Consider the following 25,856-nt stretch of genomic DNA (forward strand, 5'->3'; position numbering starts at 1 on the left):
CGCGCTCCTATTCCTCCGTCGGGTGCAACTTCACGAAGTTGTACCTCGCGGTGATTCGAAAACGCGGGGCATCGGCCTTTGCCCCGCTCTTATCCTCCACCCAGCCGTAGACGAACTCCGCGCCCACATCCAGACTGCCGATCGGATTCCAGATCAGATTGAGGCCTGAGTAAGTACTCTTGTGATAGGTGTCGGGCAGCTGGAAACTTGTGTTATCCACGTTCACATGACCGACCGTCAGGCTCGATCGCATCCTCGGATTCCAGTAATGCTGATAACTGCCATACGCTGCCGTGAGCGGCAGCGCTTTCAAAGATAGGTCTGTCAGCGATTCGGGAGCTGCATCCAGTCCCAAGCCCGCGGTGTCGCCCACATAGCGTGCGATGCCATGGCCATAAGCAACTCCCAGGACAATGGAATCGCGGCCGAAGACTTCGATCCCGCCAGTCGCGTTCACGCCCCAGCCAAAGGTCGACTTGCGCGCTCCGTCCGGCAACTCCACCCCGAGGTCTCTGAAGACACTCGCCAGCTGCAGATGCCCGAGGTCCCATTCGTTTCTAAGTTTGAGTGTGACGTCCGGCGAGGCCGTGAGCGGCGTGACCGGTGAGCCGTCGATCGAGAAATCAATGGAGGAGTCCGGATCCTCGACAGAGACAGAAGCGCTTAAGCCCCCGCCCAGTCCGAAGCTGTATCGGGCCTGTGGCAAACGCACGCTGACCGCCGCGTTGACTCCCTGGTTGTCCAGCTCGTCGCCGAACGCATCGGGATCCATGAAGTTGGTGAATGTCTGGCCGACCAGAACATTGTTCAGCTGAGCATAGAAATGACGCAGCCGGGGTGCGGTCGTCCCGTTGGGACCGAAGAAATCGTATTGAACGAAAGTTCTCGCGGACCCGCTCTCGCCTACCGGGATACGAAAGTCCGCCATGAAACGGCTGCCCCGAATGCTGCCGTTGAAATTCGAATGATCGGAGCCCGATGCGATCGGAATCGTCGAGGGCACAAAGCCGTCGCCCATCGTGGATATTCTCGGGTCATAGATCAAATCGGCTCGCGCCGATCCGTTGATCCGCAACAGAGTGTGCGTGCCTGGCAGAAGAAAGAATCCCGGATACGTGGGATCCGTTGGCGCGTTGTAGAGGCGCGGCGCATCCTCCTCATCCTGCGCAAACGTCTGATGATGTTGAGTCGCTTCGCCGATCGCTTCTTCCTGTTGCTGCGAAGTCAGCTTTTCCGGCGACGGCGGTTGCGCGCTCACGATCGAGCCGGGCTGGGGCAGCTTCTCCGGATGGATCGCGTCGAGCTCGGCCTGAATCTTCGCCATCTGAGCCTTGAGCTCATCCATTCTGGCGTTGAGTTGACGGATCGCTTCTTCCTGAGTTGTCCTTGTTTCCTGGGCGGAGAGCGGGCTCGCGCCGCAGATCAGCACAAAGAAGCACAAACCGATCGTCTTCGGTATCTTTTGCATGTCCAATCCAGTCGCGGGGCGCGATCGTCTCTATCGGGACGACGTTACACCCACGAACTGGATTCGCTATTGGACCAAGGGCGATCTAACTCACCAATGCGCCACTCCGCTGCCGATGGAGTGACTGCCGCCCGAGGGCGCCATCGGCCCGCTGTATTTCACATCGTGCGGCAACTCGCTGTTGCGCTCCGGCCGATCCAGCACCACGCCCGATGCCGCGATCAATTTCACCAGCTGAGCCAGCGAGCGCACGCGCATCTTGTGCATCACTCGCGCGCGATGGACTTTGATGGTCTTCAGCACGGTGCCGAGGTCGCCGGCGATTTGTTTGTTCATGCGACCTTCGACGACGTGTGCGAGCACTTCACGTTCGCGCGGCGTGAGTGTCGCGATTCTCTCTTGCACGATTTGTTTCAAGCCGGTCGCGCGCCGCTGCTCTTCATCCATGCGAATCGCTTCTTCGACGGCGCCGAGCAACTCTTCGTTCTCCACCGGCTTGGTGAGAAAGTTCACCGCGCCGGCGCGCATGGCAATCACGCTCTCGGCGATGCTGCCATGACCGCTCAGGAAAATAATCGGACGATGACAGTCGGAATCGGCCAGCGTTGACTGTACATCGAGGCCGCTCTTATCGGGCATGGCCAGATCGAGCAGCAGACAGCCGGGCACGGTTGGATCGTGATGCGCGAGAAACTCGCCCGCGGATCCAAACGAGCGCGTGACATATCGGGCCGCGCATAACAGACGAGCCAGAGCCCGTCGCACATCGGCATCGTCATCGACGATGAACACGGTAGGTGGTGTCCTGCTCACTGAAACTCCCGCTAGTGCACCCGACGATACATTTCGATGTATTTCGCGCGCTCCAAAACGTGGCCACATCCTCGGAGCGCGGTCCTGTAACCTGCCTGTCACGTCGACGTTGCGGCGAACCTGTGCAGTCAAGGACTTCCGCGCTGATCATGCGGCAGCGGCTTACGCGAGTAGATCGGGATTTGCCGAATCGAAACTCATTTTCGCTGTGTCCATTTGTATATATCGGCAAAGTCCCGGTCACTCGCGCATCCACTGTGCAGCATCACTCCGCTTTGGAGAGCTGGATCGCGGTGGCTTCAGTGTAGGTGACACGCACTTCGTCACCCGCTTTGAGCTTCTGCAGGAACTGGGTGGCCTTCGGATCCTCTACGGCCACTGTCCGGACAATTCCGTCGGCACGCTTGAAGGTCACGGTGTCGAATGACTGATCAACGGACTGGATGACGACGTCGGTGGACACCGAGGCCGTCACCGATGCTGCCGGCATTTCGCCGGGCTCGGATCGACTCTTGGAGATGGACGTGCGCGGCTCGCTGGACGCCGATCCTTTCGGCAACACTTGCGCCAGCAGCGCTTCTTTATAGGTCGCCTGGATGGTGTCGCCCGCCTCGATCTGGTCGAAGTTGCGGACTTCGGGCCCGGCTACGATCAATGTATCGACTCCGTCGGCCGTGCGCAGCACCAGCGAGCGTGTGTCGTGGTCCACGGACTGCACCGTCGCGGTCGCTTTGGTGACATTCTCCTGCGAGACCTGTTTCGGCTCAGCCGCCCATCCCAGCAAAGGCACGCAGGCCAGAGAAACAACCACAATGTTCCTGATCATGATTCGACTCCTCGATAGAATTATTTAAACGAGCGTCGGAGCGCACGCAGGCGGAACACCGCTCGCAAGCTCAGCGCGGCGCAGGCCAGCAACACACCGAAGGTCGCGAAGATGGGTGCCGGTCCGGCGGTGGCGGGCATCGCCGGGTTCGCCGCCACGCGTTCTTCTTCCACCGCCTCTTCCGCGACCAGAGGCACGATCACCATCTGTTGTCCGGTATCGGCCGGCTCCAGTGCCAGCACCGGCCGACTGACTTCCACATAAGCTTTCAATTCCTGATTCGGTGCCAGGTCGGCGACGCGCGTCGGCGTGCCGTTGATGAGCACGCGGAAATCGCGGGGCGGAGTCACCGATTGCGTCGGGCCGAACGTGCCGTCGGGAAGCTGGAAGCGCACCCGCATGGTGTTCCCTCGCACCTCCGAGAGGCGCGCGTTGAACACCGCATAATCCTGGCCGCCTCGGGATATCACATCGAGACAAGCCTCCTGCGCCCGTGGAAATCGGGCCAGCACATCGTCGCTGAACTTCACCGAGGCGCACCCTGCCGGGTTTTGCGCCAGCGCCGCAGCGCTGGCGAGCGCAAGAGTCGCGCCCAAGGTCACGCGAACACGAATACCCATGATCTTCTCCCAATTGTTTCAGATGGTTTAAATGGCCGCGGTTTTCTCCCGAAGCGGCGGCGTTACGGGCGCGACGGCCTCGTGAGTCGAATCGAGCAGGCCGCGCACCACGAAACGTCGTGGCGCAGGCCCTACGAAGCGGAAGGGGTAACAGGTCACCAGCGTGATGGCGGGTGCGTCGGTGTGCCGCAGGAGCGCGGCGTCGGTGCGATCGACAACTACGATCGAAGTGACGTGATAGATGTAATGAAAGTCGGCAGTGCGCACCTCGATGGTGGCCCCGACCTGGATGTTCTCCAGCGGTCGGAACGTGCCGTCGCGATGCGCCGCCACTCCAAGATTGCCGCCCTCGCCCGGGCCGGCCATGCCGGGGATCAGGCCGGCACCCCGATTGAGATTGACCTCACTCGTGTCCGAGTACAGTGGAGCGCGCAAACCGAGCGATGGGATCTCCAGCAAGCCCCGCGGATCCGTGGCGGCGATGACAGGTGGCGCTGTGCTGGCGAGCTGTGCAGCCGGAGTGACATTCGCTGTTGTTGCCGGTGTGCCAGAAGTCAGCGAGGTCGCCTTGGCCAGGTCGGCGCCGCCGTTGATCGCCGCATCCGTTCGTGCCGCGACATATAAGACGATGAACATGCACGCCAGGGCCCAGCACGCACGCTCTATCACCCTGGCCACGCCACTCGCGCTCGCTCGCTCCATGTTCGAAGCTCTGATTGCTTCTGGGGCGAACAGCGTCGGCTCTGACCGGAGGAGCGACAATTAGCCCTAGGTCCACCATTGCAGGATTGGCTCGCGAGGCGGCTCGACGTGACGCCGCAGCGGGCCTAGACTGACAGAAAATCGCATGAGGTCAGCAGCGGAGAGTGCCCCCATGACGGCGAAAGTGAATGCGACGGTTGTCTTGAAACTGCTGTCAGCCGCAGCCGTGATGCTCGCCGGCACGGCACTGGCCGATACGCCGCCGGTCACAGCGGTTTATAAAGTCAAAGAGCTGTCCTTTCACTACCAGCTGCCCCGGCAGTTCCAGGCATGTCACGAGCTGCAGCAGCGCGTCGCCGCCATCCTGGTCGCGATCGGCGCCCGCGATGACATCAAGGTCGATGTCCGCAACTGCGATGCGTACGTCATCGGCGATGACGACATGATGGATCCGCTGCCCGGGCGCGCCAGCTCCGACCCCTTCAATCGCGGCGATCCGTTCGAGCGCAACGACCCGTTCAATCGCAACTCGTCCCCCTTTGGCAATTCCGCCAACCAGCGTCGGCAATCGGCGCACATTCGCATTCAGCTGCAAATGCCAGTGGAAATGACGCCGGCGGTGCTGAAGGAGATCGAGAAGGACAAGTCGCGCCGGGAGCTGGTGTCGCGCGTCACCCGCAATCCTGGAGCGGCGATGAACGATCCGATTGTGTTCGAGGCGCAACGGCAGGAAGTGACGTTGTCGTCCCGCACGGTCAAGCTGCAACCCGAGGACTGCGACCTGCTCGAGCAGATGAACACTCAGCTGTTTCGTAAGCTCGATGTAAAAGTCACCCGCCGGACCGCCAGCTGCGGTCGAGGCGAGTCGACCCATATCCCCCCGCAGATGAATGTCGAGGCGCTGCTGCCGACGGGCAAGCTGTTGCCCATGCCGGATCCGGAGAAGATGAAGAAGAACGGCGGCGGTGCGCCGGCGGAACCGCCCCCAGCCGAGTCCGCCCCACAACAACAGTAATCGTTCGAGTATTTCCCGGGCTACCCGGACCGCCACGCGGTCTCGCTCATCGTTCATTATGAAATTAGATGCAGGACTGGAAGGTCCCGTGCCAGCCGAAGGCCGCGATCATAGGAAGCACCGTGTGAACGATTTGTGACGATGCTAGGATGCGCCCCCCATTCACTGAAGCGTTCTCGATGAAAACAAACTCACTTGCGCTCGCTCTGACCGTCTGCATGACGCTCGCGGCGTGCTCGCCGAAATCCGAGGCTCCCAAAGAGCCCACGCAGGAAACAGCCGCTCCGGCGCAGACCGCGCCTGCGCCCGCTGGCAGCTTCACCATCGGCCAGCTGTCCGCCGTGGCACTTCGCGACGGCGCGTTCGAGTTTCCGAACGACAACAAAATCTTCGGCGTTGGCAAAACTCCCGAGGACGTCGCCGCCGTGCTGACGGCCGCCGGTGTGCCCGCAGACAAGCTGAGCGTGTCGATTCAACCGCTGCTGGTGAAGAGCGCGGAGCGCGTATTGTTGTTCGATACCGGTGCCGGCTCGAACTTCGGTCCGGCGGGCGGTCAGCTCGGCAAGTCGCTGGCGGATGCCGGCGTCGAGGCGGCCAGCGTCACCGATATTTTCATCTCCCATCCGCATGGCGATCACATCGGCGGTCTGTTGAATGCCGAAGGCGCGCTGGCATTTCCGAACGCGACCGTTCATATGGGCGCCGCCGATTGGGAGTTCCTGAAAGGACTGAACGCCGAAAAGGCCGCCGCCATCGGTGCCACCAACTATGCCGCGCTGGTCACCGCGCTCACGCCGAAGATCGACGCGTTCGCACCGGGCGCGGACCTGGTGCCGGGGGTCGTCAAAGCTGTCGACCTGCACGGTCACACACCGGGTCACTCCGGTTATCTGATCAGCTCGGGCGCCGACTCGCTGCTGTACATCGGCGACTCTCTGCACAACTACATCGTCTCGGTGCAGAAGCCTGAGTGGACGGTCGCATTCGATAACGATGCGGCGGCTGGAGAAAAGAATCGCATCGACGTGCTCACCAAGAGCGCCGAGAGCGGCCAGCGCATCTACGCTGTGCACTTCCCCTACCCTGGCCTGGGCAAGTTCGAGCGCCGCGGCGACGGCTTCGTCTGGGTCGCCGAGACGCTGTAACGCCATCAACATTTGTTAGTCGAGTGAGGGCTGCGTGCAGTTGAACGTCACTGCACGCAGCCGCTCCGACCTGCTCAGGCTGGCATCGCACGTCGATCCCTGATCGTCAGCGAATCTTCTCGTCGATCTTGCGCGCCAGCTCGGCCAGGTCGGCACTCTCGTCGATGGAGATGTCGATGGGCGCTTCCGCTTTGGCCTTCGCCGCGGGAAGCGGCGGTGGCGTGGTGTCGATGCTGGCATCGGCCGACGGATTCGCGATCTGCCGCGACGGCATCACCCAGTCCCGCTTTTGTTCCATCCAGCGACGATAGCGGTCGAAGCTCCACATGCCATCCTCGCCACCGGACTGAATGACCGTGGCCAGCTGGCTGAACGCGCCGCTGCGGATCGTTCCTTTGGCATTCGAGTTCGCCATCAGCACTTCGCACAGCGGCACTCGCAGATGATAGTCCTGCAGGTATTCCAGACGTTGACACACCACCGCGACCAGACAGTCCGCGATCTGCGCACGAATGCTGCCCTGAATTTCGGCGGCGAACGACATGCACATCCGATTGAGCGCTTCGGCGCAGGTCGATGAATGCATCGTGGCCAGCACCAGATGGCCGGTCTCGGCGGCATTCAATGTGAGTCTCATTGCCTCGGCCGTGCGCATCTCGCCGATCACCAGCACATCTGGATTCTCGCGCAGGGCATCGACGATCGCCTGCTCATAACTCGGCGAATGCGTCGGCACTTCGCGCTGACGAATGAACGAGCGATTGTTCGTGTACAGATATTCGATGGGGCTTTCGAGCGTGATGATGTTTTTCGCGCGCGACGCATTGACCTCTTCGATCAGCGCCGCCAGCGTCGTGGACTTGCCGCAACCGGTCGGTCCAGAAACAATCACCAGCCCGGTCTGCGCTTCGGTGAGCTTGGCGAGATCCGGATGCAGGTTGCAACCCTTCAACGTGTTCGTTGACGATGTGAGCAAGCGCACCGCCAACGCCACGCCGCGAATGGTCTGAAACAGATTCAGCCGACAGCGCGTGCCGGCAACGTTGATCGACAGATCCGCTGAGCCCCGCGAGCGAAACTGCTCCCACTGTTCGTTATTGAGCAGTTCTCTGCCCATCTCGGCCACTCGCGCCGCTGGCAACACTTCACTGATCGTGGACAACTCTCCCCTGACCCGCACCACGACTGGCGTTCCCGCCTGCACATGCACGTCGCTCGCACCGAGCGCCCGCGCCTTCAACACCCATTCGGCGAGGATCATTGGCGTCTCTCCATCAATGCTGTTCCGGCTCCGCGAGACCGCTGCCGTCCGGGCTGGTCGGATTGAGCGCGATCGCTGCGATCCAGGTCGATTGTAGCGCCGTCAGGTCGTATCATTCGCGCCGTTCCTCGCGCGGAGAAGCTGAATGAAGTGTCCTGTATGCAAAACGCCCGAGCTGCGGCCCACGATGATCGAGGACCTGTTGCCCTCGATGGGCTGTGACAACTGCAAGGGATCGTTGGTTGCGTTGCTGTACTACCGACATTGGGCCGAGCAGCACAAGCCCTCGTCGGAGGCCAGCGAGCCCGCCACGGTCTCGGAATTGCCGGCGGATTCGACCAACGCCCTGCGCTGCCCGAAGTGCGAGCGGATCATGACCAAATATCGGCTGACCGGCACCGTCGCCAACCGCCTGGATGTGTGCTCGCTCTGCGACGAAGCCTGGCTCGACGGCGGCGAGTGGCAGTTGCTCGAACAGCTGCATCTGAGCGACAAGTTGCCCGCGGTATTCAGCGACACTTGGCAGCGCAAAATCCGCAGCGAAAACAGCGAGCGCACCCGGCAGGAAATCCTGCGCCGGGACCTGGGCGCGGCCGATGCGACCAAGGTCGAGACGATTCGCGAATGGCTCAAGGATCATCCGGCGAAGAGCACGATTCTCACTTATCTGTATCGCGACTGACTTTCGTCAGGCTGGACATCCGCCGCCAGTGAGGCAATGCTGGCGGCATCTTCCCGGTCTGAGGATGGCGCCATGTCCGCCGCTGCCCGACCCGTTTCATCGCAATCCACCGCCGATCCGGCGGTGGGGCTGCCGGCCTGGATTTATCGCGATCCCGACTTCTTCGAGCTGGAGAAGCGCACGATTTTTCGCACCAGCTGGCAGCTGGTGTGTCACGGCAGCGATATGCCGAATCCCGGCGACTATCACAGCTTCGATATGCTCGGCGAATCCATCGTCTCGGTCCGCGGCCGCGACGGTGAGATCCGCAGCTTCCACAATGTGTGCCGTCACCGGGCGTCGCGACTGCTCGACGGGCCGAAGGGTCACTGCGGAGGGCGCATCACCTGTCCCTATCACGCGTGGACCTACTCGCTCGACGGCCGGCTGATCGGCGTCCCGCACCGGGAAACGTTTCGCGATCTGAAGCCGGAGCTGCACGGTCTGGTGCCGCTGGAGCAGGAAATCTTCATGGGCTTCATTTTCGTGCGCCTGGAGCCCGGTCTGCCAAGCGTGCGCGAAATGCTCGCTCCCTATGCTCATGAGCTGGCCGCCTATCGCCTCGAGGAGCTCGTGCCTCAAGGACGGGTCACACTTCGCCCGCGCACCGTGAACTGGAAAAACGTCGCGGACAATTATTCCGACGGCATGCACATCGATGTCGCGCATCCCGGCTTGTCGAGACTGTTCGGCAACAGCTATGGCATCGAAGCGCAGCCCTGGGTCGATAAGATGTGGGGCGTTCTGCAAGACAAGCCGAGCAGCAACTGGTCCGAGCGGCGTTATCAGCAACTGCTGCCTCAGGTTGAGCATCTGCCGCCGGAGCGGCAACGGCTGTGGACTTACTTCAAGCTGTGGCCGAACGTCGCGTTCGACATCTATCCCGACCAGATCGATTTCATGCAGTTCATTCCAGTCTCACCGACCGAGACCATGATCCGCGAGATCGCCTACGTGCATCCCGACAACCGACGCGAGATGCGCGCCGCGCGTTATCTGAACTGGCGCATCAACCGTCAAGTCAACAAAGAAGATACGACCCTCATCGCGCGCGTGCAGGCCGGCATGGAGTCGAGCAGCTACACCGTCGGGCCGTTGAGTGAAGGCGAAGTGTGTCTGCGCAACTTCACGCGTCGCATGCATGAAATGATTCCGGAGAGCCGCAGTGCCCGCAAAGTCTGATGTTCTGATCGTCGGCGGTGGCCACAACGGACTCGTCTGCGCTGCGTATCTCGCCGCGGCAGGACTGAAAGTCACGGTGCTCGAGCGCCGTCACGTGGTCGGTGGCGCGGCAGTGACTGAGGTGTTTCATCCGGGCTTCCGCAATTCCGTCGCGTCGTACACGGTGTCGCTGCTCAATCCGAAAGTCATTCGGGATCTGGATCTGCACGCACACGGCCTTCGTGTCGTCGAGCGCGAGGTGTCCAACTTCTTGCCGACCGAAGACGGACGTTACCTCGCGACGGGCGGCGACCGCACCAAGCGTGAAGTCGCGAAGTTCTCGCAAAAGGATGCGGATCGGCTCGACGCCTACGGCGACCGACTCGACATCATCGCCGATCTGTTGCGCGATCTGGTCCTGCAAACGCCGCCCAATGTGGTCGACGGCGGCTGGCGGGCAGCGTTGCCGCAGTTGGTGCATGCCGCCGCCCTCGGCAAACGTTTCAGCAAGCTCGACATGAACATGCGGCAGGAACTGCTCAGCCTGTTCGTCACCTCGGCCGGCGACTATCTCGACGGCTGGTTCGAAAGCGCGCCGATCAAAGCCGTCTACGGTTTCGATGGCGTCGTGGGCAACTACGCCAGCCCCTACTCGCCCGGCTCGGCTTACGTGTTGTTACATCACGTGTTCGGCGAAGTGAATGGCAAGAAAGGCGCCTGGGGTCACGCCATCGGCGGCATGGGCGCGATCACGCAAGCGATGGCGAAATCGGCAGCCAGTCGCGGCGTAGACATCCGCGTCAACGCCGGCGTGCGCGAGATCATCGTCGAGAACGGCAAGGCTGTCGGCGCCGTCACCGAATCGGGAGAAACATTCCGCGCGGCCGCCGTCGTGTCGAACTTGAATCCCAAGTTGCTGTACACGAGCCTGATCGATGCGGCCGCGCTACCGACCGAATTCCGCCAGCGCATCAGCCAATGGCGCTGCGGCTCGGGCACGTTCCGCATGAACGTCGCGCTGTCCGAGCTCCCGGACTTTACTTGCCTGCCCGGCAAGGAACGCGCGCCTCATCACACCGCGGGCATCATCGTCGCGCCGACGCTTGGATATATGGAACGCGCCTACTTCGATGCGCGCACGCAGGGCTGGTCGAAACAACCGATCGTCGAGATCCTGATTCCCTCGACGCTCGACAACAGCCTCGCCCCTGCCGGCCAACACGTCGCGAGCATGTTCTGCCAGCACGTCGCGCCGACCTTGCCGAACGGCGAGTCCTGGGACACGCATCGGGACAAAGTCGCGGATCTGATGATCGAGACCGTCAACGCGTACGCACCGAACTTCAAAGCGGCTGTGCTCGGCCGGCAGATCAACAGCCCGCTCGATCTGGAACGAACGTTCGGCCTGATCGGCGGCGACATCTTTCACGGCCAGCTGAGTCTGGATCAGATGTTCTCGGCCCGGCCGATGCTCGGTCACGGCAACTATCGCGGCCCGTTGCCCGGCTTATATATGTGTGGGTCCGGGACTCATCCCGGCGGCGGTGTCACGGGTGCGCCCGGACACAACTCCGCTCACGAAATCATCAGCGACTTCCGCCGGAAAGTGGTGCGGCGGGTGAGCTGATCAGACCAGCGCGTCGATCACCTTCGCCAGGTTCACATCGCGCTCGCTCACGTCGCCGGCGTCGTGGGTGGTGAGCCAGATGTCGAGCTTGTTATAAACATTGGTCCACTCGGGATGGTGGTCGGCCTTCTCCGCTTCGAGCGCCACCCGCATCATCAACCCGATCGCCGCCGAGAAATCTTTCAGGAGGATGCGCCGATAGAACGCCCGGCGATGGGCGTCATAAATCCAATGGGGTAACGAAGCAAGCGCGTCGGTGCGCTGCTCGGTCGTCAGAGGTGCCACCATGACGTTCTTACCTGCTCGCTGATCTGGCTGACTTAGCGCGAGCATGCGCCTGTGTGCCGTGAGTGTAAACACGGTCGCTCGGCAGGACCGCGTCGGTCGCCAGCTCCGGCTCGTTCCTGAGGCGCGGGTACAGCGGTGCGAAATCGGTCTCGACCGTTTGACGCAGCAGATCCTCGAAGCTGTCGATCACGAAATACGTCTGCTGATAATCGTCGATGCGATAGTGAGTCCGCATCACGCGCTCGAGATCGAAGCCGAGTCGATTCGGCGACGGATCGTCGAGGGCAAAGATCGATTCGCCGTACGAGGAAACGATGCCCGCGCCATACAGCTTGAGCGCGTCGCCCTGACGGATCAGACCGAACTCAACCGTGTACCAATACAAGCGCGCCAGCGAATCGAGCGATCCAAAGCCGTGCGCCCGCAACCCGCCCTTTCCATAGGCTTGCATGTAATCGGCGAACACCGGATTGGCGAGCAACGGCACGTGACCGAACACATCGTGGAAGATGTCCGGCTCTTGCAGATAGTCGCGCTGCTCGGGCGTGCGAATGAACCGGCCCGCGACGAAGCGTCGATTGGCGAGATGGTCGAAGAACACGCTTTCCGGCACCAGCCCGGGCACGGCGACCACCTGCCAGCCCGTGGCTTTCATCAACCGCTCGGACAGCTCATCGAAATGCGGGATGCCGGGCCGCGTCATGCGCAGCACCTTCAGCCCTTCCATGAATTCGGGCACCACGCGGGCAGGCAGCATGCCGGCCTGCCGCTCGAACAGGTGATCCCACATGGCATGCTCCGCGGGACTGTAACGATCCCAATCCTGTGGGATCGTCCAGTCCTCAGCCGTGCCCTCGGGCCGCTGAAGTGATGCGTCTGCCATAGTGCGGGTATTAGCTCACGAGGTCAGTTTCAGACCCAGGATGCCCGTCACAATGAGGGCGACACAGGTCAGCCGCGCCATTGTCATTGCTTCGCCGAACAGCACAATGCCCAGAAGTACGGTGCCGACTGCACCAATTCCGGTCCACACGGCATAAGCCGTCCCCACCGGCAGCGAGCGCATCGCCCAGCCCAGCAGAGTGATGCTGATGATCATCGCGGTGACCGTGCCGACGGTCGGCCACAGGCGCGAAAAGCCGTGGGTGTATTTCAGGCCAATGGCCCAGCCGATCTCGAACAGACCGGCGATCACGAGAAGAACCCATGCCATGACTACCTCCGGGGTGCGCCGGCGTTGGCGCTGTTAGAGGGGTCGTCCCCGGAAGAGTAAAAAGCGCGGGAGGGTCGTCCCTCCCGGCATGAGCATTAGACCGCAGTCGCTCAGCGAGTTCCCGTCATCCGCAGCAGCTCGCCACTGCCCTGTCCGGCGTTCTCGTGCACCAGCGGCGCACGCTTCACCGAGCACAGCAATTCGTAAGGACTGCGACTTGCGCCCTTGGCGACCGCCGCCACAGGAACGCGCGGTCCCCACAACTCGACAGAGCTGCCGACGCCGGCATCCGGCAAGTCAGTGAGATCGACGGTCAACATATCCATCGAGACTCGACCGATCAACGTCGTCGCCTGACCATCCACCGCAATCGGCGTTCCCGTCGCTGCGGTCTGCGGATATCCATCGGCATAACCGGCACACACCAGTCCGACGCGCGTGCGTTGAGAAGCGACGAACGTCGCACCGTAGCCCAGCGGCTCGCCAGCTTCGAGCGTGCGAACATTGAACACGCGGCTTTCAAACGTCATGACCGGCCGCAGCTCGGGCACATCGAGCCCATGCGTCGTCGCACCGTACAACATCAATCCCGGCCGCGCCCAATCGCGACGAGCCGACGGCCAGGCCAGCAAACCGGCCGAATTACACAAGCTTCGTTCGCCTCGGAGCATCGCGGTCGCCGCGTCGAACGCTTCGATCTGCTGCGCCGTCATCGGCTCACCCGGCTCATCGGCACGCGCGAAGTGGGTCATCAACGTGATCGAGCTGACCTTGCCCGTGCTCATCAACCGTTGATACGCAGGCGCGGCGTCGCTGCGACGAAAGCCCGCCCGGCTCATCCCGGTATCGATCTTCAACCAGACGTTGAAGCGCGCCCCGGTCTTGCTCTCCTCGATCAGACGGATCTGCTCTTCCTGATGCACGACCACCCAAAGATCCAGCTCATTGGCGATCTTCAGCTCGGACGCGTTGAAACACCCTTCCAGCACGAGGATGGGATTACGAACCCCGCCTTCGCGCAACACACACGCTTCATCGAGGAACGCAACGGCAAATCCGTCAGCGACCGATGCAAGCGAATGCGCCGACGCCAATGCGCCATGGCCATAAGCGTTGGCCTTGAGCACCGCGAGCGCACGACCGCCGTGCACGCCGCGTGCGTAGAGGTAGTTGTTTCGAAGCGCCGCCAAATCGATTCGAACACGGGTCGGACGCGTCACGCCGTCTCCTCACCCGTGACCAGTCGCGGCCGAGGTGAGCTCACCTTCTGATAGCGCGACACGTCGAGACCGTCGGTGCGAATCGCCGGCCGATAGCCGGTCACGAGATCGGCAATGAGCTGTCCCGAGCCGCACGCCATCGTCCAGCCGAGCGTGCCGTGGCCGGTGTTGATGAACAGATTGCGGTACTCGCTCGCGCCGACGATGGGCGTGCTGTCCGGAGTCATCGGTCGCAGGCCGGTCCAGAACTCGCCCTTCTGCAAATCGCCCGCGCCACCGTACAAATCGTTGACCACCAGCTCGAGCGTCTGACGACGCTGCGGCAACAGCTGCAGATCGAAGCCCGACAGCTCAGCCATGCCGCCGACCCGAATGCGATCGTCGAAGCGGGTCACGGCGACTTTGTAAGTCTCATCGAGCACCGTCGACACCGGCGCCGAGGACTCATTCACGATGGGCAGCGTCAGCGAGTATCCCTTCACCGGATACACCGGCAGATCGATGTCGAGCGGCAACGCCAGCTTGCGCGAGTAGCTGCCGCACGCCAGAACGTAAGCATCCGCCGTGATGCGCTCTTCGCCGAGGCGCACGCCGGTAATACGCCCGTTGCTCGAATCGATCGCAGTCACATGCGCCCCGAAACGGAACGTCACACCCAGCTTCTCCGCGGCTTCCGCCAGACGCTTGGTGAACAGATTGCAATCGCCCGTCTCGTCATTCGGCAACCGCAGACCACCGGTGAGCTTGCCTTTCACATGCGCAAGCGCCGGCTCAGCGGAAGCCAGCTGGTGCTCTTCGAGCAATTCGTAGGGAACATTGCAACGTTCGAGCACGCGGATGTCCTGACGCGCGGCTTCGAACTGCTTGCGGGTACGGAACAACTGCAGCGTGCCGCCGGTGCGCTGCTCATATTGAATGCCGGTTTCGGCGCGCAGGGTTCGCAAACAATCGCGGCTGTATTCGGCGAGGCGGAGCATGCGCTCCTTATTGATGTCGTAACGCTCGGGCGAGCAGTTGACCAACATCTGCGCCATCCACTTCAACTGATGCAGACTGCCGTCGAGGCTGATCGACAGCGGCGCGTGTTTCTGGAACATCCACTTCAGCGCTTTGAGCGGAATGCCGGGCGCCGCCCACGGCGTCGAATAACCGGGCGAGACCTGGCCGGCATTCGCGAAGCTGGTCTCCGCCGCCACCGACATCTGCCGATCGATCACCGTGACCTGGGCACCCCGACGCGCGAGATACCACGCACTTGCCACGCCGATGACGCCACCACCCAGAACCACTACGCGCATGAACTCTCCATCCATCCGTCGAACGCGTCAGCAATTCTATGGACACCCCGCCAGTGACTTCCTTCGAAGTGGCGCGTTTGGCAGCGGTTTCCCCTGCCCTGGGCAGACATAAACCGGCCAACCCAGTGAAATTCACTATCCCTCGCCCCGAAACCCAGCCCAGAACACTGGCATCGGGCAAAACCTGAACGTAATCTATGGGGCCTGTCCCTCCGTCATCCGCCCCTGACATGCAACAGTTCGACCGCATCGACCGCAAGATTCTGGACATTCTTCAGCGGGACGGCCGCATCTCCATCACCGATCTGGCCCAGCAAGTCGGCCTGTCGGCGACCCCGTGCGCCGACCGCGTCCGACGCCTTGAACGGACCGGCGTGATCACCGGCTACCACGCGCGTCTGTCGCCCAAGGACGTCGGCCGGAATCTGCTGGTGTTCCTGGAGATCAAGCTGGCGGTGAAATCGGACGAGGTGTTCGAGAAGATCAAGAACGAGCTGCACAACATTCCCGACGTCATGGAATGTCATCTGGTGTCCGGCGACTTCGATTATTTGATCAAGGCGCGCATCCCCGACATGCACAACTACCGCACGCTGCTCGGAGACATCCTGCAACGGTTGCCTTCGTCCGCGCAGTCGCGCAGCTATGTGGTCATGGAAGAGATCAAGGAGACGTTCTATTTGCAGGCGTGAGTGAGTTCCTGGCGATCGCGCCGTTCTTGACGATGACCACCAGGTTTTTCGCCGGGTCGTCGATCAAGTGAATGTCCTCGAGCGGATTGCCGTCCACCAACAGCAGATCCGCGAGCGCGCCCTCTTCGACGACGCCCAGTTTGCCTGGATACGGATTGCGCTTGCCGGACATCGCCAGCAATTGCGCGTTGGTGCTGGTCGCCATGATCAGCACTTCAGCGGGCGTGTACCAGCGGGTCATCACCGTCAACATCGCATTCTGTCGCTGCGTGAGCTGGGGCGAAAACAGAATGTCCGTGCCCCAGGCGGTCTTGATCTTGTACTTCTTCGCCAGCTGATACGCCCGGTCGGTGCCCTCCGCCACTTCCTTCTTCTTGGCCGCCTCCTGCGAGCCTTCTGGAAATTGACTCGGGCCCTCATTCAGAAACGGTTGCAAGCTCCACCACACCGACTTCTCGGCCATCAGCTTCGCGGTGGCGTCATCGGCCAGGTGACCATGGTCGATACATTTCACACCGGCATCGAGCGCGGTTCGAATCGCTCGCGGCGTGTACGCGTGGACTGCAACATACGTGCCCCAGTTCTCCGCCGCTTCGACCGCCGCTCGCAACTCGGGCAACGTGAAGGTCGACACGTCGAGCGGACTGTGAGGTGACGCGACGCCGCCGCCCGCAGTCAATTTGATCTGTGACGCGCCTTGCATCAGTTGCTCACGCACGCGAATTCTCACCTCATCCGGCGTGTCGGCAATCGCGCTGGCTCCGATCTGTTCCATACGAGTCGGCGGTCCGCCGATGGTGCGCGGGATCTCATACATCTGTCGGAAGTCGCCGTGACCGCTCGTGACCGAGATCATCGCACCCGAGGGATAAATGCGCGGCCCGACAGCGAACCCTTCGTCGATGGCCTGCTTCAATGAGAACGCCGGTCCGCCCATGTCGCGGACGGTCGTGAAGCCTCGCATCAACGTCGCCCTCGCCTGGGCCGCCGCGAGCAAGTTCAGATAACCGACATCGCTCATCAGTCCCACTAGCGGCGTGGTCGCAAGAAACATGCTGTGCCAATGGGCATCGATGAGGCCGGGCATGAGCACCCGACCGCCGCCGTCGATGCGCATCACGTTGCCCTCGGCCTCGACGTTCCCGATGGGCGCGCTCGAGATGCTTTTGATCACCGGACCGACGATCAACACGTTCGTCGGGCCCGACACGCGCGATGACTTGCCGTCGAACACACGAACGTTTTCGAACAGGAGGCTCGCGGGAGGCTCCGATGCGGCGTGGCTTGCCGAGATGAAAGCCAGCAACATCCAGAGGCAGTGGCGGACGAACTTCATCATGGTGCGACCTCGGCACGTGCGAGTAACGTCGAACGCAGCGCCTCGTCGAGCAAGTCGGCGACGCCGCGACTGCGAAGGATTTCCGAGTGAGAAACATCGAAGCCGTACACCCGGTAAGCCTGCTCTTGTGCGGTCCGGTCCAGTTGGCTGGCGACACTGGTCACGGCATCCCCCGACAATCCGAAGGACGACCAGCTCTTGCGATAAGAGAACAACAAATAGTGACGAGTCGCCGCCGGCAACTGCCGGGCTCTTCCGTCAGCATCGACGAACAGCGAATTCAGATACGCACTGCCGACGGCAATGTCGCGCCAGGAGTCGACAACCACCGGCGATAGGCGAACGCCGATGCCGGCACTGGGCACTCCGCCCCACGGGGCGGACATCGTAATCAACACCGGAATGTCGACGCCGGCATGCGCCGATTGATTCAGCACCACGTCACGTGCGATCAAGCCGCCGATGCTGTGCGCGACGATGATCACCGACTCGACATCATATCGACGGTGCACTTCCCCGATGGCCGCGGACAGATCGCGACCGCTCTGACTCAAGCTCGCGCCCGAGGCATAAAAAAAGACGCACGGCTGAAAGCGGCTGCGATCCAGATGTGCGATCAGGAATTTGAAATCGAGCGGCGATCCGTTGAAACCGTGGATGAACAGCACCGCCGTGCGCCTGGCGACCGGCGCATCCAGAAAAAAGATGCCGCCGCGCGCGGCGCGCTCGAACTCATCGGGCGACCACATCCCTTGCTTGATCGACGCGGGTGGGAAACGAACCTTCTCCAGACCTTTGATGTCGTCGTCACGAATCCCGGGCGTGAGCGAACAGCCCGCCGTGAACATCAGCACGATCGCGTTGATGAGCACTGCGATAACTCCGCGCATGGCCGCTACATCAGGGCAATCCTCCCGTATCAGCCATTCGTAGCTAGGGCACAGGGCTGCGCCCGCGATGCCGATTTTTCGATGGACACAGCCCCGCACGATGAACACCCTGGACATCGCGACGGCGGCCGTCTTGAGACAAGCTCACTTTCATATCGGCGTCTTAGCTCTGGTTCTCACTGCGTTCGCGGCAACAGGACACGCCGAGGGGTGGCGAACCACCGGCACGATCTACGCACAGGGCGCGAACATGGATGGCTACACGGTGGTGGATGGAAACCGCACCGATGTCAGCGTGAGTGCCAGCGAATTGTTCGATCATCTCGACATGGCCGGCATGATGGCCGTGCGCAGCGAGACGGACCGCTTTGCGCTCGCCCTCAACGCGGTGTTCACTGGACTCAGTGCGGACGCGGCGGCGAAGAACGGCAACTTCTACGATCTCGATGTCACACAGGATATGGTCGAGCTCGCCTGGTCGTGGCGCCTGGACGAGCGCTACGAATTGTTTGTGGGCGGACGCTATCAATCGTTGTCGGTCGATCTCTCCATCAAGCGGCCCGACGGCACCAGCGGCGCGGCGGACAAAACCAAGAGCTTCTTCGATCCCGTCATCGGTGCACGCGCGGCCTGGCCGCTCGGGCAGGCGTGGACGCTGATTGCACGCGCCGACATCGGCGGCTTCGGCGTCGGCTCCGACTTGACCTGGAGCGCGCTGGCCGTCGCCGACTGGAGTCTTTCCGAGAATTTCGGACTGGTGTTCGGCTATCGCGCCCTGGACACCGATTACAGCACCGGCTCGGGCGATGAGCGTTTCAAGTTCAACATGCTGGTCGCCGGCCCGCTGCTCGGGCTGCGCTACAACTTCGGCCCATGAACACACGACGTCTCGAACTCGCGATCTGGCTGCTCGCCGTCGTGTCATGGGCTGGCCCCGACGCAATAGCAGGCGAGGACTCCGTCGCCGATCAGGTCGTCGACATGTCCGCGTGGTCGCCGACTCGCATCGCCGCCCATCGCGACGGCTTCTTCCGAGCGCTTCGTCACGTGAAAGTCGGCGCAGTCCTGCAGGTGGAACTGCCGGAGATCACGCTCACCTACAAAATCGTGAACACGCGCGTCATCGATCCTTCGGAAACGAGCGTGCTCGGCCCGATGAATGAGCCGACCATCACATTGGTGACGTGCTATCCCTTCTATTACGTCGGCTCGGCGCCGCAGCGATTCATCGTACGAGCCACGCGCGCAGCGATGGACGACGAAGTGCGGCTGGCCCGGGCACAGCGCTGACCACCATCTGCGTATGGTCTGCCTGGGGATCGAGGTTTCATATGTTCGTTCCGAACAGCATGCGCGCTCGGTCCTCCACAATGCTCGATCTCCTGCAGGAAACCTTCACCCGCTTCTGGCACGACCTGCTCGCACGACCGAGCGGTCCGTTCGCGTTTCGTTTCCTGCTGCAGCCGACGATGGCGGCCATCGCGGCGATCCGCGCCGGCATCGTCGATGGGCGCACCGGCCGCTCGCCCTACTTTCTCGCGCTGTGGACCGAGCCCGGCGAACGCGCCGCCCGTTTGCACGAAGGCCTGTCGGCCACCGGCAGAATCTTTCTGCTCGGACTGGCGATGGATGCCATCTATCAGTTCGTCGTGTTGAAGGCGTTTTATCCGCTCGAGGCAGTCGTCGTCGCGGCGGTCCTCGCCGTCGTGCCCTACTTCATCATCCGTGGACCGGCCGCGAGAGTGTCGCGGTGGTGGCTGTCCCGGCACGACGCTCATCACAGAGCCGCGCACCGATGAAGGCCATCACCACATCGCCTTCGACATCGGACGATATCTCGGTCGAGCTGTCGTCGCGTCGCACGGGAATGTCGTTCCAACGCACGCGCATGGCCGCGGATCGAACGCTCATGTCCATCATCCGCACCTCGCTGTCGCTGATCAGTTTCGGCTTCACCATCTTCCAGTTCTTTCAGAAGCTCGCCGAGAACAACGTCGTGGCCACAGCGCACTCGACCCGCGCGTTCGGCATCACGTTGGTGTGGATCGGCATCGGCATGCTGGCGCTGGGCATCCTGTTCCACGCGCAGTTCATGTTCGGCCTGCGCCACGAGCGCAAGCAAATGAAAGAGGAAGGACTGGTGCACGCGGAAAGTCATTTCCCGGTGTCGCTCACGCTGCTCACCGCCATCGCGCTGCTGATCCTCGGCATCGCGGCGATCGTGAGCATGACGTTTCGCGTCGGGCCTTTTGGTTGATCGAACAAATCTAGGAGCACCCATGGCACGTCAGGCCAAGCAATCCGACCGGCCCAACATCCTGGTCATCTGGGGCGATGACATCGGCATCGCCAATCTGAGTTGTTACACGCACGGATTGATGGGCTATCAGACGCCGAACATCGATCGTGTGGCGCGCGAAGGCATGATGTTCACCGACTCGTATGGCGAACAGTCATGCACGGCCGGCCGCTCATCGTTCATCACCGGGCAGAGCGTGTACCGCACGGGCCTGTCGAAGGTGGGCATTCCGGCCTCGCCAGTCGGCATGCCCGACAGCATCGTGACCATCGCGGCGCTGTTGAAGAATCAGGGCTACGCCACCGGTCAGTTCGGCAAGAATCATCTGGGCGACCTGAACCGGCATTTGCCCACCGCGCACGGCTTCGATGAGTTCTTCGGCAATCTGTATCACTTGAATGCCGAGGAAGAGCCGGAGATGGCGAACTATCCCAACGAGAAGGACTTCCCCAACTTCCGCAAACAATTCGGCCCGCGCGGCGTGATCCGTTCCTGGGCGACCGACAAGGACGATGCCACCGAGGAGCCCCGCTGGGGCCGCGTCGGCAAGCAGAAGATCGAGGACACTGGACCGCTGACCAAGAAGCGCATGGAAACCTGCGACGACGAATTCGTCGCGGCCGCGAAGGATTTCATTACGCGCCAGACCAAGGCCGGCACGCCGTTCTTCGCCTGGGTCAACACAACCCACATGCATCTGTTCACTCACACCAGGAAAGAAAGCCTGGGCCAGGCTGGCCGCTGGCAGTCCCCGTATCACGACACCATGATCGATCACGACCGCCATGTCGGTCAGCTGCTCGATCTGCTCGATGAGCTCGGCATCGCCGAGAACACGTTCGTGATGTACTCCACCGACAACGGGCCGCACATGAACTCCTGGCCCGACGGCGCCATGACCCCGTTCCGTAGCGAGAAGAACACCAATTGGGAAGGCGCGTTCCGTGTGCCGATGCTGGTGCGCTGGCCGGGCAAGATCAAGGCCGGCTCGATCTCCAATGAAATTGTCCAGCATCACGACTGGCTGCCCACGTTCCTCGCGATGGCCGGCGACACCGAGGTCGTCACCAAGCTCAAGGCCGGTTACCAGGCCATCGGGCGCGAGTACAAGAATCACATTGACGGCATGAACCTGCTGCCCTATCTCACCGGCGAGCAGCCGAAGAGTCCGCGCAACTTCTTTTTCTATTTCAGCGATGACGGCGACGTGCTCGGCCTGCGCTACGACAATTGGAAGATCGTGTTCATGGAGCAGCGCTGTCACGGCACGTTGCAGGTGTGGGCCGAGCCATTCACCCGGTTGCGGCTGCCGAAGTTTTTCAACCTGCGCACCGACCCGTTCGAGCGCGCCGACATCACCTCGAACAGCTACTACGACTGGATGCTTCACAACGCTTACTTTCTATACGCGGCGCAGGCTGCGGCGGCGAAGTTCTCCGAGACCTTCAAGGACTTCCCGCCAGCGCAACGGCCCGGCAGCTTCACCGTCGATCAGGCACTGTCGAAGATGCGCGAAGTGCCCAGCGGCGATTAGCCGGGGCCCGAGCGTGCGCCAACGTGAAGACCTGGTTGATAGAGGCAACCCACGTCGCAGTGAGCGTCATCGATGCGATTGCGGTGCTGATCGTTCTGATCGGCACCGCCAACGCGTTCGTCGCCATGCTTCGCGTCATGCGTTCGCCGATGGCCGGTCACGAGCGGCGGCTGATCTGGATCGGGTACGCGCGCTGGCTGGTGGCGGGACTGACCTTCCAGCTCGCCGCCGACATCATCGAGTCGACCGTCGTGGAGAGCTGGGATGCGGTCGGCCGGCTGGGCGCAATTGCCGCGATCCGCACGTTCCTGAATTATTTCCTCGAGCGCGATATCGCCGAAGTCCGCGAGCGGGATGCCGCTCGCGCCGAGGCCGCGTCGATACAACCTTGAGGTGATCTCGTGCATCACGCCTCTACTCGAACATTGCTGGTGGCGCCGCTGATTGCCGCGGCGGCAGTCGCCTCTGCCGAACCACTACCTTCGTGGGAAGACGGCGTCAGCAAAAGAGCCATCGTCGAATTTGTCGCGCGCATCTCTCGCGAAGACAGCGCCGACTACGTCGCGCCTCGAGAGCGGATCGCGGTGTTCGACAATGACGGTACCTTGTGGGCCGAGCAGCCGATCTATTTTCAGTTCGCGTTTGCACTCGACCGCGTGAAGACATTGTCGTCCGTGCATCCCGAGTGGCGCAGCACCGCGCCGTTCAAGGACGTGTTGAGCGGCGACACTCGAGCGTTGGTCGCATCGGGCCAGAAAGGGTTGCTGCAGGTCATCGCCGCCTCGCACAGCGGGATCACCACCGAGGATTTCGACACCATCGTCGGCTCGTGGCTGGCCACCGCCAAACATCCGCGATTCGAGCGGCCCTACACCGAGCTGGCCTATCAGCCGATGCTGGAGCTGCTCGACTACTTGCGCAGTCAGGACTTTAAAACATTCATCGTTTCGGGCGGCGGCGTGGAGTTCATGCGGGTGTTCGCCGAACAGGTGTACGGCATACCTCCCGAACAAGTCATCGGCTCATCGGCCGTCACCAAGTTCGTCGCCGTGGGCACGAACGGCAAGCCGGCGCTGATCAAAGAGCCGCAGATCGACTTCATCGACGACGGGCCGGGCAAGCCGTCGGGGATCGATCGATTCATCGGTCGCCGTCCCATCCTCGCCGTCGGCAACTCGGATGGCGATCTGCAGATGTTGCAATGGACGGCCGGTGGCGCGGGACCGCGCTTCGTCGCATTGGTCCATCACACCGACACCGATCGCGAGTACGCCTACGACCGCGACTCGCAAGTCGGCAAGCTCGACAAGGCGCTCGATGAGGCGCAACGGCAACGCTGGCTCATCATCGATATGAAACACGATTGGCGACGCATCTTCGCCGATAACGGAGAGTAACGCATGACCGTGGTGACTGCGTTGAGGGGTATGGTATTCGTTCGGGGCGGCACTTATCTCATGGGGTCGGACCGCCACTACCCCGAAGAAGCGCCCGCGCATCACGTCACCGTCGACGGCTTCTGGATCGATGTCACGCCCGTGACCAACCGGCAGTTCCGCGAATTCGTCGACGCTACCGGCTACGTCACTCAGGCGGAGCTGCCGCCCGATCCGAAAATGTATCCCGGCGCGCTGCCTCACATGTTGAAGCCCGGCTCGCTGGTATTCACGCCGCCCAAACATCGGGTCGACCTGCGCAACTGGCAGGCGTGGTGGCGCTTCAAGTTCGGTGCGAACTGGCGTAGCCCTTACGGACGCGCCGCGTCCAATCGTCACTTGAGCGATCATCCCGTCGTGCACGTCACCTATCAGGACGCGCTCGCATACGCTCGTTGGCGCGGCAAAGAACTGCCGACGGAAGCGGAATGGGAGTTCGCCGCTCGCGGCGGGCTGGCGGGCGCGGAATTCGCGTGGGGCGACGAGCTCACGCCTCGCAATCATCATCTCGCCAACACCTGGCAAGGCGAGTTCCCTTATCAGAATCTCGCCACCGACGGGTATCCACGCACTTCTCCTGTGAAAGCCTTTCCGCCCAATCCGTACGGCATCTACGACATGATAGGTAACGTCTGGGAATGGACCGATGATTGGTTTGCCGCGAACCATCCGCCAGACGCGACCAAGCCGTGCTGTATTCCTCAGAACCCTCGCGGCGGGCTGGAACGCGGAAGCTACGATCCTTGCCAGCCGCACATCATGATTCCCCGCAAAGTCCTCAAGGGCGGCTCGTTCCTGTGCGCGCCGAACTATTGTCGACGCTATCGTCCGGCCGCACGTCACGCGCAGCCCATCGACTCGTCGACCTGTCACATCGGCTTCCGTTGCGTCGTGAGAAAGTTGTCGACTCACAGCGTCGCGAGCGAGCCGGCGGCCCGCGAGATCGCCTGATCAACGCGGGGCCGCGTCGTCGCTGAACTTCATGCCCGACGCAATGAACCACTGACCTTTGGGATCTTTGCAGAACGGGAATGCAAACTGACTCTGCAGGCCTCGCACTTGAGTTCGCAGCTGCAAGCGCCGGCACTGCAAGCCTTCCGACGAAGTCATATCACCCTGCGCCTCGACCCGACCGGTGAAGCCCGTCTTATCGTTCTTCCATTCGCGCACGGCGCGAGCATCGCTGCTCCTGAGCACCTCCATCACGGCGTCGTACTGCAGTTTCTTATCGGCATCGCTCATATGCAGTAACGGACTGTTACCGAGAATATCGGTGGGCAACGCCGAGACCGCACCGGGCATGGCTACGGCGACGATCGTTCCAAGCAGAGCGCGCGTGAGATATCTCATATAAGAAACTCTGTTACACGTGTGGGAATGAAGCCAGTGCGAGTATCGGGCCCGGGCATGCGCCCTTCGCACTTATTGCTGCCGCGCTTCAAAACGCGATGATGGCGCTGTCTCGTCCCCCTGGAGGCCGTGGCGCTGACTCCCCGTGCTATAGCGCATCTCCTGGCCTCAACGCCGCCGGCTCGCACTTCGCCCGAAGCGCACCGGCGGCGCGATTTTTTGGAAGGAACAAAATGAAGGCTGGATCTGCTCCCCTGTGGTTACTCTGTATCGCCACCAGCTCCACCTCGTTCGCGCAATCCAACGAAGAAATGAATGCAGCGAATAATCCGCTGCAACCGGCGCTGGGCCTCAACCTGCAGAACTATTACATCGATAGTTACTACGGCGCCGGCGATGCCGATAGCAACAGCGCTTTGTTACGCGCCGCCGTGCCTCACAAGCTTTTCGGCAGGCCGCAGCTCCTGCGGGCGACCTTGCCGATCGTCACGTCGCCGGATCTGCCCCCGCTGGAGCAAAAGACCGACGTCGGCGATCTGAATCTTTTCGACATCCTGCTGACCAAGCGCGGGCAGTTCGAACTGGGCTTGGGACCGCAACTCACCGCGCCCACCGCCGGCCGGGATGAAACAGGCACCGGCAAATGGCAAGCGGGCCTCGCCGCGCTCGTAGTGAGTCCGAGACAGTGGGACTCGTGGGCGGACTCATCACCTGGCAACACTCGTTCGTCGGCGACAGCGACTTCTTCGTCGAGCCGCAGTGGACGGTCGCGCACGATGGCGACGGCCTGCCCGAATTTCAGATATACGCCGGGCTGAATCTGCAGTTTCCTCTGTAGCAATCGGGCCGGCTGGCCGCGTCGCACTCTAGTTGGCCCTTGGTCCAACTGGCCCGCCGGGGTGGGCCATGCAATTTTAATTCTTCCAACCCTGGCCCTT

Annotated in this window: 29 protein-coding genes; 15 read left to right on the forward strand and 14 right to left on the reverse strand. The window is 62.0% G+C overall.

The genetic code is table 11. The features are described from left to right. Positions 1–7: 7 nt before the first annotated feature. The 5 genes from ACFPN2_RS31170 to ACFPN2_RS31190 form a co-directional block, all read right to left on the reverse strand. The gene (locus ACFPN2_RS31170) at positions 8–1,468 is read right to left on the reverse strand and encodes a DcaP family trimeric outer membrane transporter (RefSeq protein ID WP_380604015.1); all 1,461 of its coding nucleotides are present in this window, start codon (positions 1,466–1,468) and stop codon (positions 8–10) included. 90 nt (positions 1,469–1,558) lie between these two features. Beyond that, the gene (locus ACFPN2_RS31175; RefSeq protein ID WP_380604017.1) at positions 1,559–2,281 is read right to left on the reverse strand and encodes a response regulator transcription factor; all 723 of its coding nucleotides are present in this window, start codon (positions 2,279–2,281) and stop codon (positions 1,559–1,561) included. A 265-nt stretch (positions 2,282–2,546) separates the two neighbouring features. Then, positions 2,547–3,107: a hypothetical protein gene (locus ACFPN2_RS31180; protein ID WP_380604018.1), complete on the reverse strand. Its 561-nt coding sequence runs from the start codon at positions 3,105–3,107 to the stop codon at positions 2,547–2,549. Between the two features lie 20 nt (positions 3,108–3,127). Continuing rightward, entirely contained in the window at positions 3,128–3,727 is a 600-nt protein-coding gene (locus ACFPN2_RS31185; protein ID WP_380604020.1) for a hypothetical protein, read from the reverse strand. Between the two features lie 27 nt (positions 3,728–3,754). Then, the gene (locus ACFPN2_RS31190) at positions 3,755–4,429 is read right to left on the reverse strand and encodes a class D sortase (RefSeq protein WP_380604022.1); all 675 of its coding nucleotides are present in this window, start codon (positions 4,427–4,429) and stop codon (positions 3,755–3,757) included. A gap of 172 nt (positions 4,430–4,601) precedes the next feature. On the opposite strand from ACFPN2_RS31190, the gene ACFPN2_RS31195 reads away from it, so the two are divergent. Both ACFPN2_RS31195 and ACFPN2_RS31200 read left to right on the forward strand, forming a co-directional pair. Further along, a complete protein-coding gene (locus ACFPN2_RS31195) occupies positions 4,602–5,444 on the forward strand; it encodes a hypothetical protein (protein WP_380604024.1) in 843 nt (280 codons plus the stop codon). Positions 5,445–5,593: 149 nt separating this feature from the next. Beyond that, complete coding sequence (locus ACFPN2_RS31200; RefSeq protein ID WP_380604026.1) at positions 5,594–6,589, forward strand: MBL fold metallo-hydrolase; 996 nt, start codon at positions 5,594–5,596, stop codon at positions 6,587–6,589. 106 nt (positions 6,590–6,695) lie between these two features. Here the strand turns inward: ACFPN2_RS31200 and ACFPN2_RS31205 are convergent, their stop codons facing one another. After that, positions 6,696–7,850, reverse strand: coding sequence for a type IV pilus twitching motility protein PilT (locus ACFPN2_RS31205; RefSeq protein ID WP_380604028.1), 1,155 nt, complete (start codon positions 7,848–7,850; stop codon positions 6,696–6,698). Positions 7,851–7,995: 145 nt separating this feature from the next. Between ACFPN2_RS31205 and ACFPN2_RS31210 the strand changes: the two genes are divergently transcribed. From ACFPN2_RS31210 to ACFPN2_RS31220, 3 genes are all read left to right on the forward strand, one after another. Further along, positions 7,996–8,532 carry a TFIIB-type zinc ribbon-containing protein gene (locus ACFPN2_RS31210; RefSeq protein WP_380604030.1) on the forward strand — a complete coding sequence of 179 codons (537 nt, stop codon included), beginning with the start codon at positions 7,996–7,998 and terminating at the stop codon, positions 8,530–8,532. A 72-nt stretch (positions 8,533–8,604) separates the two neighbouring features. Next, positions 8,605–9,753: an aromatic ring-hydroxylating oxygenase subunit alpha gene (locus tag ACFPN2_RS31215; RefSeq protein ID WP_380604032.1), complete on the forward strand. Its 1,149-nt coding sequence runs from the start codon at positions 8,605–8,607 to the stop codon at positions 9,751–9,753. Further along, complete coding sequence (locus ACFPN2_RS31220; protein WP_380604034.1) at positions 9,737–11,359, forward strand: phytoene desaturase family protein; 1,623 nt, start codon at positions 9,737–9,739, stop codon at positions 11,357–11,359. The genes ACFPN2_RS31215 and ACFPN2_RS31220 overlap by 17 nt, the downstream gene beginning before the upstream one ends. Here ACFPN2_RS31220 and ACFPN2_RS31225 read toward each other — a convergent pair whose 3' ends face one another. The 5 genes from ACFPN2_RS31225 to ACFPN2_RS31245 all read right to left on the reverse strand — a co-directional run bounded on the left by ACFPN2_RS31225 (position 11,360) and on the right by ACFPN2_RS31245 (position 15,378). Further along, the gene (locus tag ACFPN2_RS31225; protein WP_380604036.1) at positions 11,360–11,647 is read right to left on the reverse strand and encodes a 4a-hydroxytetrahydrobiopterin dehydratase; all 288 of its coding nucleotides are present in this window, start codon (positions 11,645–11,647) and stop codon (positions 11,360–11,362) included. A 7-nt stretch (positions 11,648–11,654) separates the two neighbouring features. Beyond that, positions 11,655–12,530: a phenylalanine 4-monooxygenase gene (gene phhA / locus ACFPN2_RS31230; RefSeq protein WP_380604038.1), complete on the reverse strand. Its 876-nt coding sequence runs from the start codon at positions 12,528–12,530 to the stop codon at positions 11,655–11,657. Between the two features lie 15 nt (positions 12,531–12,545). Next, positions 12,546–12,860, reverse strand: coding sequence for a quaternary ammonium compound efflux SMR transporter SugE (gene sugE / locus ACFPN2_RS31235; RefSeq protein WP_380604040.1), 315 nt, complete (start codon positions 12,858–12,860; stop codon positions 12,546–12,548). Between the two features lie 110 nt (positions 12,861–12,970). Then, entirely contained in the window at positions 12,971–14,080 is a 1,110-nt protein-coding gene (gene alr, locus ACFPN2_RS31240) for an alanine racemase (RefSeq protein WP_380604042.1), read from the reverse strand. Next, positions 14,077–15,378, reverse strand: a complete 1,302-nt coding sequence (locus ACFPN2_RS31245; protein ID WP_380604044.1) for a D-amino acid dehydrogenase — start codon at positions 15,376–15,378, stop codon at positions 14,077–14,079. Before ACFPN2_RS31245 ends, alr begins: the two co-directional genes overlap by 4 nt. Positions 15,379–15,608: 230 nt before the next feature. Between ACFPN2_RS31245 and ACFPN2_RS31250 the strand changes: the two genes are divergently transcribed. After that, positions 15,609–16,070 (forward strand): winged helix-turn-helix transcriptional regulator, encoded by a 462-nt coding sequence (locus ACFPN2_RS31250; RefSeq protein WP_129777937.1) that lies wholly within the window; start codon positions 15,609–15,611, stop codon positions 16,068–16,070. Here ACFPN2_RS31250 and ACFPN2_RS31255 read toward each other — a convergent pair. Both ACFPN2_RS31255 and ACFPN2_RS31260 read right to left on the reverse strand, forming a co-directional pair. Then, a complete protein-coding gene (locus tag ACFPN2_RS31255; RefSeq protein ID WP_380604046.1) occupies positions 16,042–17,409 on the reverse strand; it encodes a metal-dependent hydrolase family protein in 1,368 nt (455 codons plus the stop codon). The two genes, ACFPN2_RS31250 and ACFPN2_RS31255, sit on opposite strands and share 29 nt — an antisense overlap. Continuing rightward, positions 17,406–18,299 (reverse strand): esterase/lipase family protein, encoded by an 894-nt coding sequence (locus ACFPN2_RS31260; RefSeq protein ID WP_380604048.1) that lies wholly within the window; start codon positions 18,297–18,299, stop codon positions 17,406–17,408. Before ACFPN2_RS31260 ends, ACFPN2_RS31255 begins: the two co-directional genes overlap by 4 nt. Positions 18,300–18,399: 100 nt before the next feature. On the opposite strand from ACFPN2_RS31260, the gene ACFPN2_RS31265 reads away from it, so the two are divergent. The 8 genes from ACFPN2_RS31265 (at position 18,400) to ACFPN2_RS31300 (ending at position 24,519) form a co-directional block, all read left to right on the forward strand. Then, entirely contained in the window at positions 18,400–19,176 is a 777-nt protein-coding gene (locus ACFPN2_RS31265; protein ID WP_380604050.1) for a TonB-dependent receptor, read from the forward strand. Then, a complete protein-coding gene (locus ACFPN2_RS31270; protein ID WP_380604052.1) occupies positions 19,173–19,589 on the forward strand; it encodes a class D sortase in 417 nt (138 codons plus the stop codon). Before ACFPN2_RS31265 ends, ACFPN2_RS31270 begins: the two co-directional genes overlap by 4 nt. Positions 19,590–19,669: 80 nt before the next feature. After that, positions 19,670–20,098, forward strand: a complete 429-nt coding sequence (locus ACFPN2_RS31275; RefSeq protein ID WP_380604054.1) for a hypothetical protein — start codon at positions 19,670–19,672, stop codon at positions 20,096–20,098. Continuing rightward, entirely contained in the window at positions 20,095–20,556 is a 462-nt protein-coding gene (locus ACFPN2_RS31280) for a YidH family protein (protein WP_380604056.1), read from the forward strand. The genes ACFPN2_RS31275 and ACFPN2_RS31280 overlap by 4 nt, the downstream gene beginning before the upstream one ends. 22 nt (positions 20,557–20,578) lie before the next feature. Beyond that, entirely contained in the window at positions 20,579–22,132 is a 1,554-nt protein-coding gene (locus ACFPN2_RS31285; protein ID WP_380604058.1) for an arylsulfatase, read from the forward strand. A 23-nt stretch (positions 22,133–22,155) separates the two neighbouring features. Beyond that, positions 22,156–22,524 (forward strand): DUF1622 domain-containing protein, encoded by a 369-nt coding sequence (locus tag ACFPN2_RS31290; RefSeq protein WP_380604060.1) that lies wholly within the window; start codon positions 22,156–22,158, stop codon positions 22,522–22,524. Between the two features lie 9 nt (positions 22,525–22,533). Next, positions 22,534–23,529, forward strand: coding sequence for an HAD family hydrolase (locus ACFPN2_RS31295; RefSeq protein ID WP_380604062.1), 996 nt, complete (start codon positions 22,534–22,536; stop codon positions 23,527–23,529). Between the two features lie 3 nt (positions 23,530–23,532). Further along, positions 23,533–24,519 carry a formylglycine-generating enzyme family protein gene (locus tag ACFPN2_RS31300; protein WP_380604064.1) on the forward strand — a complete coding sequence of 329 codons (987 nt, stop codon included), beginning with the start codon at positions 23,533–23,535 and terminating at the stop codon, positions 24,517–24,519. Here the strand turns inward: ACFPN2_RS31300 and ACFPN2_RS31305 are convergent, their stop codons facing one another. Further along, on the reverse strand, positions 24,520–24,918 hold the full coding sequence (locus ACFPN2_RS31305) for a hypothetical protein (protein ID WP_380604066.1): 399 nt from the start codon (positions 24,916–24,918) through the stop codon (positions 24,520–24,522). Positions 24,919–25,151: 233 nt separating this feature from the next. Here ACFPN2_RS31305 and ACFPN2_RS31310 point away from each other — a divergent pair, with 233 nt between their 5' ends. Further along, on the forward strand, positions 25,152–25,736 hold the full coding sequence (locus ACFPN2_RS31310) for a hypothetical protein (RefSeq protein ID WP_380604068.1): 585 nt from the start codon (positions 25,152–25,154) through the stop codon (positions 25,734–25,736). Positions 25,737–25,856 lie beyond the last annotated feature (120 nt).

This window comes from Steroidobacter flavus (genome assembly GCF_042651805.1).
Taxonomy (GTDB): domain Bacteria; phylum Pseudomonadota; class Gammaproteobacteria; order Steroidobacterales; family Steroidobacteraceae; genus Steroidobacter; species Steroidobacter flavus.

Bases quoted from the DNA above. Each gene is read 5' to 3' on its own strand.
- ACFPN2_RS31255 (WP_380604046.1), bottom strand. From the start codon at position 17,409: ATGATGAAGTTCGTCCGCCACTGCCTCTGGATGTTGCTGGCTTTCATC.
- ACFPN2_RS31250 (WP_129777937.1), top strand. From the start codon at position 15,609: ATGCAACAGTTCGACCGCATCGACCGCAAGATTCTGGACATTCTTCAG.
- ACFPN2_RS31285 (WP_380604058.1), top strand. From the start codon at position 20,579: ATGGCACGTCAGGCCAAGCAATCCGACCGGCCCAACATCCTGGTCATC.
- ACFPN2_RS31225 (WP_380604036.1), bottom strand. From the start codon at position 11,647: ATGGTGGCACCTCTGACGACCGAGCAGCGCACCGACGCGCTTGCTTCG.
- ACFPN2_RS31260 (WP_380604048.1), bottom strand. From the start codon at position 18,299: ATGCGCGGAGTTATCGCAGTGCTCATCAACGCGATCGTGCTGATGTTC.
- ACFPN2_RS31245 (WP_380604044.1), bottom strand. From the start codon at position 15,378: ATGCGCGTAGTGGTTCTGGGTGGTGGCGTCATCGGCGTGGCAAGTGCG.
- ACFPN2_RS31200 (WP_380604026.1), top strand. From the start codon at position 5,594: ATGCGCCCCCCATTCACTGAAGCGTTCTCGATGAAAACAAACTCACTT.
- ACFPN2_RS31215 (WP_380604032.1), top strand. From the start codon at position 8,605: ATGTCCGCCGCTGCCCGACCCGTTTCATCGCAATCCACCGCCGATCCG.
- ACFPN2_RS31180 (WP_380604018.1), bottom strand. From the start codon at position 3,107: ATGATCAGGAACATTGTGGTTGTTTCTCTGGCCTGCGTGCCTTTGCTG.
- sugE (WP_380604040.1), bottom strand. From the start codon at position 12,860: ATGGCATGGGTTCTTCTCGTGATCGCCGGTCTGTTCGAGATCGGCTGG.
- ACFPN2_RS31275 (WP_380604054.1), top strand. From the start codon at position 19,670: ATGCTCGATCTCCTGCAGGAAACCTTCACCCGCTTCTGGCACGACCTG.
- ACFPN2_RS31195 (WP_380604024.1), top strand. From the start codon at position 4,602: ATGACGGCGAAAGTGAATGCGACGGTTGTCTTGAAACTGCTGTCAGCC.
- ACFPN2_RS31300 (WP_380604064.1), top strand. From the start codon at position 23,533: ATGACCGTGGTGACTGCGTTGAGGGGTATGGTATTCGTTCGGGGCGGC.
- ACFPN2_RS31270 (WP_380604052.1), top strand. From the start codon at position 19,173: ATGAACACACGACGTCTCGAACTCGCGATCTGGCTGCTCGCCGTCGTG.
- ACFPN2_RS31310 (WP_380604068.1), top strand. From the start codon at position 25,152: ATGAAGGCTGGATCTGCTCCCCTGTGGTTACTCTGTATCGCCACCAGC.
- ACFPN2_RS31185 (WP_380604020.1), bottom strand. From the start codon at position 3,727: ATGGGTATTCGTGTTCGCGTGACCTTGGGCGCGACTCTTGCGCTCGCC.
- ACFPN2_RS31210 (WP_380604030.1), top strand. From the start codon at position 7,996: ATGAAGTGTCCTGTATGCAAAACGCCCGAGCTGCGGCCCACGATGATC.
- phhA (WP_380604038.1), bottom strand. From the start codon at position 12,530: ATGGCAGACGCATCACTTCAGCGGCCCGAGGGCACGGCTGAGGACTGG.
- ACFPN2_RS31190 (WP_380604022.1), bottom strand. From the start codon at position 4,429: ATGGAGCGAGCGAGCGCGAGTGGCGTGGCCAGGGTGATAGAGCGTGCG.
- ACFPN2_RS31170 (WP_380604015.1), bottom strand. From the start codon at position 1,468: ATGCAAAAGATACCGAAGACGATCGGTTTGTGCTTCTTTGTGCTGATC.
- ACFPN2_RS31265 (WP_380604050.1), top strand. From the start codon at position 18,400: ATGAACACCCTGGACATCGCGACGGCGGCCGTCTTGAGACAAGCTCAC.
- ACFPN2_RS31205 (WP_380604028.1), bottom strand. From the start codon at position 7,850: ATGATCCTCGCCGAATGGGTGTTGAAGGCGCGGGCGCTCGGTGCGAGC.
- ACFPN2_RS31305 (WP_380604066.1), bottom strand. From the start codon at position 24,918: ATGAGATATCTCACGCGCGCTCTGCTTGGAACGATCGTCGCCGTAGCC.
- ACFPN2_RS31280 (WP_380604056.1), top strand. From the start codon at position 20,095: ATGAAGGCCATCACCACATCGCCTTCGACATCGGACGATATCTCGGTC.